Here is a 10,116-nt window from a genome sequence, read left to right as displayed (position 1 = left end):
TGCAGTAGGGTAAATTAACCATTTTTTAGACCCAGTTACACTTGGAGTGGTTCGAGACAATGCATCTGACTCATCGCATGCAGCAATGACTTCAACAAATTCAAATCCGCGTTCTTTGTACTCGTTTAGAATCGATTCTTGAGCAGGAATGGCTGCTAAACGAGAGTCTTTTTTTACAATATAAAACTTCATCTAATCACCCTTTCATCATTAACTAGAATTTAAGCAGAGTATTTACTTATTAACTGTAATACTTTGGGATGAATTAGTGCTGAACTAAAATTAACCAGTGTTTTGTAAAGGGGGTTTACAGGAAGTTAATCGAAGCTATTTTTTTTGTGAAAAATAGGACCTCAGTAAAACATCGAATACTACCCGAAAAATACCGCGCTTTATCGTTATTTTATTGCAACTTTGTTAGCAGTTTGCGATGGTATGCTTGCAAATTAATTACAGGATTAACAATGAAAAAAGCAGTTCTCAAGTTGAGTGCTTTGGTATTGCCTTTAGCAGTATCTTCAGCTGTCATGGCGTCATCTGTTGAGCAAACTAAAGGCTCATTCGTTGACAAGTTCCGTCAGCTAGATGAAGCACTTCCAACTCCAAACGTTTACCGTAGTGCAGCAGGTGAACCTGCTGAGCATTACTGGCAACAGCAAGTAAACTACGAAATTGATGCAAAGCTTGATGAAAAGAAACGCCGCTTAACAGCAAGCCAAACTATCGAGTATAAAAATAACTCGCCGCACACTTTAAAGTATCTTTGGTTACAACTAGACCAAAATATCTTTAAATCTGACTCAATTGCTGAAATGACATCAACTTTTAATGGTAAAACATTGCAAGGTGACCCTCAGCCAAAATCAACTAAATTGAGTTTAGGACAGCTACGTCGTCAGCAATTTATGGCCGACAACGAGCTGGGTTATCAAATCGCCAATGTTAAAGACGAAGACGGAAAAGAGCTTAAAGTTACTGTAGTAGATACATTAATGCGTATCGACTTAAACGAACCGCTTAAACCGGGTAAAGACGTTGAGTTCAGCATGGACTTCGCCTTTAACATTGTTGAAGAAGATGCCGTTGGTGCACGTTCGGGTTATGAACATTTTGAAGAAGATGGCAATGATATCTTTTTATTAGCGCAATGGTTCCCTCGTCTTGCTGCTTACACTGATTATGAAGCATGGACGAATAAAGCCTTCTTAGGTAGTGGTGAGTTTACTCTTGAATTTGGTAACTATGACGTTGAGTTAACCGTTCCTGCTGATCACATTGTATCTGCAACTGGTAAACTTGATAACCCAAGCCGTGTTCTAACTAGCACGCAGCGTAAGCGCCTTGAGCAAGCTGAAGATGCTAAGCGCCCTGTTTTCATCGTGACTGAAGAAGAAGCGTTAGAAAACGAGAAAGAAGGCACCGATAAAACTAAAACATGGCATTTTAAAGCTGAGAACGTACGTGACTTTGCGTGGGCGTCTTCGCGTAAATTTATGTGGGATGCCAAAGGCTATCATCAAGGTGGTAAAGATCAGCCATTAGTTATGGCGATGTCTTTCTACCCGAAAGAAGGTGGCGACCTTTGGAAGAAGTACTCTACTGAAGCTGTAGTTCATACAATGGAAGTGTATTCGCGCTTCTCGTTTGACTACCCTTATCCAGTGGCTCAGTCAGTCAATGGCCCTGTAGGTGGTATGGAGTATCCTATGATCACCTTCAATGGTCCGCGAACTGATTTACAAGACGACGGCACACGTACTTACTCACAAGCAGAAAAACGTTTCTTAATCGGCGTTGTTATCCACGAAGTAGGTCACATTTACTTCCCTATGGTGGTTAACTCTGATGAACGTCAATGGACGTGGATGGATGAAGGCCTTAACAGTTTCTTAGATGGTGTTGCTGGTCGTGAGTGGGACCACACAATTCCTTGGGGTGTTGAGCCTCGCGATGTTGTTGCATACATGAAGTCTGAAAACCAAGTACCAGTTATGACCCAGTCTGACAGCGTATTACGTTTAGGTCCTAATGCCTACACTAAGCCTGCTGCCGCACTTAACATTTTACGTGAAGTGATCCTTGGTCGAGAGCTATTTGACTTTGCATTTAAAGAATATGCACAGCGTTGGAAGTACAAGCGCCCTACTCCTGCTGATTTCTTCCGTACAATGGAAGAAGCGTCAGGTGTTGACTTAGATTGGTTCTGGCGTGGTTGGTTCTACACCACAGATCACGTTGATATCTCGCTAGACAAGGTTTACCAACTGCGTTTAGATACGAAAAACCCTGATATCGACTTTAATCGTTTACGTGATATCGAAGCAGACAAGCCAATGCCGTTATTCGTAAAACGTAATAAAGAAGAAGGTAAAAAACTATGGGTTGAAGAAAATCCTGATGTGACTGACTTCTACGACGAAAACGACCGCTTCACAGTAACTAACAAAGAGCGTAACGCTTATAACAAATTCCTTAAAGGTTTAGAGCCTTGGGAACGTAAAACGTTTGAGCGTGCAATCAAAGAAGATAAAAACTACTACGTACTTGAGTTCTCAAACTTAGGTGGCTTAGTAATGCCTATCTTATTAGAGCTTACTTATGAAGATGGTACGAAAGAAGAAAAGTACATTCCGGCTGAAATCTGGCGTCGTAACCACAAGCATGTACAAAAGCTAATTGTAACCGATAAAGGTAAAAACCTAGTGTCTGTTACAGTCGATCCGCGCTGGGAAACAGCGGACGTTGATGTAGAAAACAATAACTACCCGCGTCGTATTATTCCATCACGCATTGAAGTGTACAAACGTGAAAAGAGTAAAGCGAAAGTTAGCCGCGATATCATGCAAGATATTAAAACTGAGCTGAAAAAGGACGACGAAAAAGATGCCCAGGAGCAACAATAATGCGCTTCGCGGCCATTATTTTTGCTTTAATACTGAGTGCGCCAAGCATGGCGCACCAGTTAAAAGCGTCTGTGACAACTGTGCTATTTAATAAACGCACTAACAACATAGAGCTGATGCATCGTTTTTATTTACACGATACAGAGCACGCCGTTGAACATTTATTTGATGGCAATGCTGATATCCTATCTAATAAAGAAGATCAGAAGCGTTTTGCTGACTACGTTGAGTCACATATTGCTCTGCAAACTTTAGATGGCAAGCCACTTGAGCTAAAAGATGTAGGTGCGCAAGTTGATGGTAAATTCTTTTGGGTTTATCAAGAAGTCACGATACCAGAAGGGATTCATGGCATACGCATGAGCAACGGTGCACTTCGCGATCTTTGGCCGGCACAAGTGAATATGGTTAATATTGAAGGTAAAGGTAAGGTAAAAACACTGACCTTTAGCCAAGATGATACCTGGCTTGAAGCAAGGTTTGAATCGGTAAATCCAGAGTAATAGCAATCCTAAAGGATTAAAAAAGTTACTTTTTTAATCCTTTGATCCTTTAATTAACTTCTTTCGTAAACTATCTTATTAGTGGGCTTCAAAATTTTCCCAATTCTCATATACAGGGATTTATATGACTATCCATGACAATAAAATCCGTGGCGTAATTTTTGATTTAGATGGTACTTTGGTTTCATCGGAGTTAGATTTTTCGTTAATTAAAGCACAGGTAGGTTGTCCTATCGAGAATGACTTACTCGCTTATATTGCATCATTACCTTCGCCTTACATGCGTGAAGAAGCAATGAATATTGTCCATCAACATGAACTTATTGATGCTCAGCACGCTCATTTATTGCCTGGTGTTGCTGAAGCTATTACCAGGCTAAAAGAAAATAATATCCCAATGGCTATTGTTACCCGTAATTACGATCGGGCTGCTGCCATTAAATTAAAGAATAACCCCTTACCTATAGAAACAGTGTTAACTCGCTCTGATGCGCCAGCTAAGCCTGACCCAAGTGCTTTAAATGCCATTGCTACATTATGGGAACTTGACCAGTCAGAGTTACTCTATGTTGGTGATTATTTATTTGATATACAAGCAGCCCATAATGCTAATATGCGAGCTTGTTTATATGCACCAGACGAAATTCCCGAATACGCAAATCAAGCTGATTATGTAATGCATCACTTTTCAGAACTACCTATTTTGGTTGACTCATTCCAAGAAAATAAGGTGTTATGTTAAATAGCCTTGTTTTTTATTTTTCCCGAGATTAATTGTTAGTTTTTTATTTTTCAAAATGTCCTAGTACTAGCCCAAGCGGTCATGAGTTGCTAAAATATCGGCAATTATCAAATGTATTCATAGAGGCATAAGATGGGCAGAGCATTTGAAGTCCGCAAAAACGCCATGGCTAAAACAGCCAATGCAAAAACAAAAGTAAATTCTAAATACGGAAAAGAAATCTACGTAGTTGCTAAAAATGGCGAACCAGATCCAGAAGTTAACCAAGCGCTAAAGCGTATTATTGAGCGTGCCAAGAAAGACCAAGTTCCAGCACATGTAATCGATAACGCGATCAAAAAAGCAGCCGGTGGGGCAGGGGAAGACTATTCACCAGCACGTTATGAAGGTTACGGTCCTGGTAATTGTATGGTTATTGTTGACTGTTTAACTGATAACCCTAACCGTACTATCAAAGATGTACGTTTACCGTTCACAAAAACAGATTCAAAAATTGGCACACCTGGTTGTGTAGCCCATATGTTCGATCACTTAGCTGTTTTAGGCTTTGAAGGTGATGACGACGAAGTCGTGCTAGAAGCGCTGATGATGGCGGATGTAGACGTAACAGATGTAGAAGTAGAAGACGGCAAAGTATCAGTATTCGCTCCTCATACAGAGTACTACAAAGCAAAAACAGCACTGGAAGAAGCATTTGAAGGTATTAACTTTGAAGTAGACGAGATTACGTTTGTTCCACAAGTTCATACTGACATCACTGATCCAGATGATATCGCAAACTTTGAAAAGTTTATTTCTATGCTTGATGACTGTGATGACGTTCAAAACGTTTATCACAATGCGATTGTCAAAAACTAATTTTTAAGAAATTAGCATGTAAAAAAGGGGGATTTGGTAACAAATCCCCCTTTTTTAATAGATTTTTATTATGCCGTGAATGATGAGTATTCACTGTCGTTATGAGTTTATACCAATACGCTTAATTTAATGGTCTATTTTGAGGCAATAAAACCTTGTTGATAACAAGGCAAAAATTTCGTTATTTAGTTGTTCTAAATCAGAAATTTTTAACGCAGGTAGCGACAGGTTTAATCCCTCAAAATAATTAAGTATTATTGCGGATTGGTATCAATTGATATTAGTCAAAAAAAAGCAGCCCTTAGGCTGCTAGGAACGACACATGAAACTCGAAGGGGAGTTGTGTAGTGGCTAATTTAACGACTTATACTTTATACGGAACGCATGTAATAATGGTTCAGTATAGCCACTAGGTTGTTTAACTCCCTCTAGTACAAGGGCTAGCGCTGCTTGATAAGCCACACTTTGTGCTAACGTTTCGGCAGAATCTGCCATATTCTTGTAGGCTGGATCACCTTCATTTTGACCATCAACAACTTTTGCCATACGCGCCATAGTTTTTCTAATTTGCTCTTCAGAGCAAACGCCATGATACAACCAATTAGCCATGTGTTGGCTTGAAATCCGCAGTGTGGCACGATCTTCCATTAAACCAACATGATTGATGTCTGGTACTTTAGAGCAGCCAATACCTTGGTCAATCCAACGTACAACATAACCTAGAATACCCTGTGCATTGTTATCAAGTTCGGCTTGAATATCTTCTTTGCTTAAGCTGCTTGCATCTTTCATAAGCGGTGGAGTGAGTAAGCTGGTAAGGCTTGCTTCTTTGCGGTCCATAAGCGATTTTTGACAGGCAAACACATCTATATCGTGATAATGCATTGCATGTAGGGTTGCAGCTGTCGGAGAGGGCACCCATGCGGTATTTGCACCACTTTTCGGGTGACCACTTTTTTGTTCCATCATTAATGCCATCTTATCTGGCATTGGCCACATACCTTTACCAATCTGTGCTTTACCACTTAGTCCTGTAGCAAGCCCAATATCAACATTGCGATCTTCATATGCGCTGATCCAAGGCTCAAGTTTGATAGCGCCTTTTGGCAGTACAACACCAGCTTGCATCGAAGTATGAATTTCGTCACCGGTACGGTCTAAGAAGCCAGTATTAATGAACACAACACGTTTTTTCGCTTCGAAAATACAGGCTTTTAAGTTAGCTGAAGTGCGGCGTTCTTCATCCATAATACCCATTTTAATTGTGTTTTCAGGCAAGCCTAATAGCTGCTCAACGCGGGTAAATAATGTATTAGTGAATGCCACTTCTTCTGGACCGTGCATTTTTGGTTTAACAATATTAATGCTATTAGCCGTTGAATTTTTTAGGCTACTTGTACCTTTTAAGTCATGAAGAGCTGCTGTGCTGGTGATAATGGCATCCATAATGCCTTCAAACACGTCATTGCCTTCACTATCTTGGATTGCAGGGGTTGTCATTAAGTGGCCAACGTTACGCACAAACATCATGCTACGGCCTTTTAGCGTAAGTGTTTCACCATTCACACCTTGATATTGGCGGTCTTGTGCTAAACGACGCTCAATGGTTTTACCGCCTTTGTTAAATGCTTCTACTAGGTTACCTTGCATTAAACCAAGCCAGTTTTGATATACGTTTACTTTGTCTTCGGCATCGACAGCGGCAACTGAATCTTCACAATCCATAATCGTTGTTAAGGCTGCTTCAAGTAGCACATCTTTAAGGCCTGCTTTATCAGCTTGACCTATTGGGTGATGATGGTCGATTTGCAGTTCAATATGTAAGCCATTATTTTTCAGTAAGATAGCGGTTGGGTTTTGCGCTTCACCTTGGTAACCGATAAGTTGATCAGGGTTTGCTAGGCGAACCTGGCTGCTGTCACGTAATGTTATTAAAAGTTCATTGTTAACCACTGAATAGCTAGTACTTTCGATATGCGAGCCATTTGCTAAAGGTAATGCTTTATCAAGGAACTGGCGGGCATAAGCCATTACTTTAAAGCCACGTACAGGGTTGTATGTAGAGCCTTTCTCTGCGCCGTCATCTTCACTTAATACATCGGTGCCATACAGCGCATCATACAAAGAGCCCCAGCGGGCATTCGCTGCGTTTAAGGCAAAGCGTGCGTTGCTCACAGGCACAACAAGCTGCGGCCCCGCAGTGCTAGCGATTTCAGGCTCGACCTGTTCTGTTTCTATGCTGAAGCTAGCTGGCTCGGGAACTAGGTAGCCAATGTCCTCAAGGAATGCTTGATAGTTAGCTGCATCCCATACCGGTTGCTGCTTGTGATAGTCATCAATCTTAGCTTGCAGTTGTTCGCGTTTTTCTAAAAGCGCACGATTGATTGGCGTTAATTCATTGACGATTTCAGCAAAACCTTGCCAAAAGGTGTCTGTGCTAATGCCTGTTCCTGGTAAAAGTTGCTGCTCAACAAACTGTGCTAGTTGTTGATCAACGCTTAAACCGTTAAGTGAGAGAGTGGTCATAATAATGTCCTTTAAACGAGCTTAAATTGATCATTCATGGCTAAACCATATCGTAAAAAAGGCTAATAAGCAGGCTATTTGTCATTCACTAGATATATAGTGGCAATAACAACTATAAATTTACTAAATCCTTAAAATCCGCCTAATGTTGAATTAAGCGCTACGAAGCAAACGCCAAGTAGCCACTCTCACTAACAAAAATAGATAACCCGTTCGAAGGATTTTATTATGACAACATATCAACGCGAAACAGATAACCTAGCTACTTTATGTCAAACACAAGGCAAAACGTGGCAGTCAATCAACCCAGAATACGCAAGCCGTATGCGCTTACAAAACCGTTTTCGTACGGGTCTAGACATCGCACAATACACTGCAGACATTATGCGTGCAGACATGGCTGCATACGATGCTGACCACAGCCAATACACACAATCATTAGGTTGTTGGCATGGTTTCACTGCACAACAAATGATGATGGCAATTAAACGTCATAACAAAACAACTAAACGCAGCTACGTTTACCTAAGTGGCTGGATGGTTGCGGCACTTCGCTCTGAGTTCGGTCCATTACCTGACCAAAGTATGCATGAAAAAACATCTGTTCCAGCGCTAATCGAAGAAATCTACACCTTCTTAAAGCAAGCTGATGCACGTGAACTTGACCACCTTTATAAAGACCTAGACGAAGCGAAAGCAAACGGCGGTGACGTTCAAGCTGTGCTAAATAAAATCGATAACTTCGAAAGCCATGTTGTGCCAATTATTGCTGATATCGATGCGGGTTTCGGTAACGAAGAAGCAACTTACCTACTGGCTAAAAAGATGATTGAAGCAGGTGCATGTGCTATCCAAATCGAGAACCAAGTATCTGACGCAAAACAATGTGGTCACCAAGCAGGTAAAGTAACAGTACCGCATGAAGATTTCTTAGCAAAAATTAACGCAGTTCGTTACGCATTCTTAGAGCTTGGTATTGATAACGGTATCATCGTTGCTCGTACAGACTCACTAGGTGCAAGCCTTACTCAAAAAGTGCCTGTATCTAAAACACCTGGCGACCTTGCTAGCCAATACACGTCGTTCCTTGAAACAACACCAGTAAACAGTGTGGATGACTTAAATGAAGGCGACACAGCAATGAAACTTAATGGTCAACTTTGCAAACCAACACGTTTAGATAATGGTTTATACCAGTTCCGTGAAGGCACAGAGAAAGACCGCGTAGTTCTAGACTGTGTAACTAGCTTACAATCAGGCGCAGACTTACTGTGGATTGAAACAGAAAAGCCTAACGTTAAACAAATCGCTGAGCTTGTTAACCGCGTTAAAGAGCAAGTACCAAATGCTAAGCTGGTATACAACAACTCACCGTCGTTCAACTGGACACTTAAATTCCGTGAGCAAGTATATGCTGAGTGGCAAGCGCAAGGTAAAGACTTATCTGCTTACCCAAGCATCGATGATAATAAGGCATTAATGGCACCAGAAATGGATGACACAGAGCTTGCAGCGGCAGCAGACGTACTTGTGCAAAACTTCCAAAAAGATGGTGCACGTGAAGCGGGTATCTTCCATCACCTAATCACGCTACCAACTTACCATACAGCGGCGCTAAGCACTGATATTCTATCAGAAGGCTATTTCGGCGACCTAGGGATGCTAGCGTATGTTCGTGACGTACAACGTCAAGAAATCCGCCGTGAGCAAGCATCAGTGAAACACCAAGACCTAGCAGGTTCTAACATTGGTGATACTCATAAAGAGTACTTCTCTGGTGAAAATGCGCTTAAAGCCGGTGGTGAAGCAAATACCATGAACCAGTTCTAACCAAGTTGTAATTTCCTTTATAGCTATTCAATAATGTTGTTAGGGGCCTTCGGGCCCTTTTTCATTTGTAGCTATCAGCTTTCAGACTCGCATCTCGTAGGTTCGGATCACTATTTAACCAAGTCTTGGATCAGCCATTTACTAGCTTTATAAAAATACAGATCACGCATTTACCAGCCTCATAATTTTAGATCAGGATTTAACTACCTCCGTCTTATGAGCTTTAATTTAGGGCTTATTGCCTGAGTACAGCCTCTAGAATGGTTAAAAATGGGTAATATAAACGGCAATTTAATGTTGTTTTGTAGAATCTAGCGATTTATAAACCGATTTTTTATTAACTCACCCAAGCCATAAACCGATTTTTTACCAACTCCATACCCTTACAAACCAAAATTTTACTAACTGAAGCTAGGTTTTTAGCGGCACAAACCGATTTTTTACTAACTCAAGTTACTGATTTTGGCTATAAACCGATTTTTTACTAACTGCTTTTTGGGTAATGTCCGATATTTGAGAAAAGTATGTAAGGAGTTAATCACATTTTAAGTGTAAAGGGGGTTTACAGAGAAAAGAAAGCTGTCAGCTTTCAGCCGTCAGCTATCAGATTGAAATTCAAAAGTTAGAAAGGAGAAAGTAGCAGCGGGTTTACCCCGCGTTATAGTTTTATTAAATGACGCGGCATAAAGCCGCGCTTAATGCAATTTGAGATAAGTTAAACGAAACTGCGTCACGAAATTCGTTCACCTTGTGC

Annotated in this window: 7 protein-coding genes; 5 read left to right on the top strand and 2 right to left on the bottom strand. The window is 40.9% G+C overall.

From position 1 onward, the window contains the following. The coding region (locus tag EVU92_RS20585) for a hypothetical protein (protein ID WP_130053009.1) at positions 1–192 on the bottom strand (192 nt) is incomplete at its 3' end. 272 nt (positions 193–464) lie between these two features. On the opposite strand from EVU92_RS20585, the gene EVU92_RS20580 reads away from it, so the two are divergent. From EVU92_RS20580 to EVU92_RS20565, 4 genes are all read left to right on the top strand, one after another. Further along, positions 465–2,903, top strand: a complete 2,439-nt coding sequence (locus EVU92_RS20580; protein ID WP_130053008.1) for a M1 family metallopeptidase — start codon at positions 465–467, stop codon at positions 2,901–2,903. Beyond that, complete coding sequence (locus EVU92_RS20575) at positions 2,903–3,406, top strand: DUF6702 family protein (protein WP_130053007.1); 504 nt, start codon at positions 2,903–2,905, stop codon at positions 3,404–3,406. Before EVU92_RS20580 ends, EVU92_RS20575 begins: the two co-directional genes overlap by 1 nt. Positions 3,407–3,530: 124 nt before the next feature. Next, a complete protein-coding gene (locus tag EVU92_RS20570) occupies positions 3,531–4,148 on the top strand; it encodes an HAD family hydrolase (protein WP_130053006.1) in 618 nt (205 codons plus the stop codon). 132 nt (positions 4,149–4,280) lie between these two features. Next, on the top strand, positions 4,281–5,006 hold the full coding sequence (locus tag EVU92_RS20565; protein WP_054553380.1) for a YebC/PmpR family DNA-binding transcriptional regulator: 726 nt from the start codon (positions 4,281–4,283) through the stop codon (positions 5,004–5,006). A 351-nt stretch (positions 5,007–5,357) separates the two neighbouring features. On the opposite strand, the gene EVU92_RS20560 is transcribed toward EVU92_RS20565, so the two are convergent. Continuing rightward, positions 5,358–7,535, bottom strand: coding sequence for a malate synthase G (locus EVU92_RS20560; protein ID WP_130053005.1), 2,178 nt, complete (start codon positions 7,533–7,535; stop codon positions 5,358–5,360). A gap of 225 nt (positions 7,536–7,760) precedes the next feature. Here EVU92_RS20560 and EVU92_RS20555 point away from each other — a divergent pair, with 225 nt between their 5' ends. Next, positions 7,761–9,362, top strand: a complete 1,602-nt coding sequence (locus tag EVU92_RS20555; protein WP_130053004.1) for an isocitrate lyase — start codon at positions 7,761–7,763, stop codon at positions 9,360–9,362. Positions 9,363–10,116: the final 754 nt, after the last annotated feature.

It is taken from the genome of Pseudoalteromonas sp. MEBiC 03485 (assembly GCF_004195145.1).
Taxonomy (GTDB): Bacteria; Pseudomonadota; Gammaproteobacteria; order Enterobacterales; family Alteromonadaceae; genus Pseudoalteromonas; species Pseudoalteromonas apostichopi.
This window is presented reverse-complemented; position numbering and strand designations above follow the sequence as displayed.